Annotated in this window: 1 protein-coding gene; it reads right to left on the bottom strand. The window is 66.5% G+C overall.

The genetic code is table 11. The features are described from left to right. Positions 1-47: 47 nt before the first annotated feature. On the bottom strand, positions 48-725 hold the full coding sequence (gene mtrA / locus Y705_RS0115350) for an MtrAB system response regulator MtrA (RefSeq protein WP_026533492.1): 678 nt from the start codon (positions 723-725) through the stop codon (positions 48-50). Positions 726-854 lie beyond the last annotated feature (129 nt).

Genomic DNA, 854 nt, shown 5'->3' with positions numbered 1-854 from the left:
GCCGGGTCCGGGCGGGACGTTGCGCTGGATCCGCCGACGTGCTCAAACTATCCTTGACCCGCCTTGTACCCGACGCCGCGCACGGTCAGCACGATCTCGGGCGCTTCCGGGTCCCGCTCGATCTTGGAGCGCAGCCTCTGGACGTGGACATTGACCAGCCGCGTGTCCGCCGCGTGCCGGTAGCCCCACACCTGCTCGAGCAGCAGTTCCCGGGTGAAGACCTGCCAAGGCTTCCGTGCGAGCGCTACCAGGAGGTCGAATTCGAGCGGCGTGAGAGAAACACGGACACCTGCGCGGGTCACCGAGTGCCCGGCGACGTCGATGCTGACGTCGCCGATCTTCAGCGTCTCGGGTGCCTTCAGGTCCCCCGGGCGTAGCCGCGCACGCACGCGGGCCACGAGCTCGGCCGGTTTGAACGGCTTGGGAACGTAGTCGTCGGCACCGGATTCAAGCCCACGCACGACGTCGGACGTGTCGGATTTCGCGGTCAGCATCACGATGGGCAGATCCGACTCGCTGCGGATCTGCCGGCAGACCTCGATCCCGTCCAGCCCCGGCAGCATGAGATCGAGCAGGACCAGGTCGGGTTGGGTGGCCTTGAAGATGCCGAGTGCCGCGGCCCCGTCCGCGCAGAAGACGGGATCGAAGCCGTCGTTGCGCAGCACAATCCCTATCATCTCGGACAGGGCTTCGTCGTCATCAATCACCAGGATTCGAGCCTTCATAGCTCAATAGTCTCCCATCGAGGCCGCAATGTCCCATCGGCCCGATGCCCAGCGCGCCGCGGAAGCCGGTGTGATGGACAGAGGGATGGATGGAGGAACCCACGGAGGAACCCACGGGGGGCGGGCCGC

Origin of the sequence: Arthrobacter sp. H41 (assembly GCF_000520535.1) — a bacterium.
Lineage (GTDB): Bacteria > Actinomycetota > Actinomycetes > Actinomycetales > Micrococcaceae > Arthrobacter_D.
Note: the sequence above shows the minus strand (reverse complement) of the source record. Positions and strands in the feature narration are given on the sequence as shown.

Bases quoted from the DNA above. Each gene is read 5' to 3' on its own strand.
- mtrA (WP_026533492.1), bottom strand. From the start codon at position 725: ATGAAGGCTCGAATCCTGGTGATTGATGACGACGAAGCCCTGTCCGAG.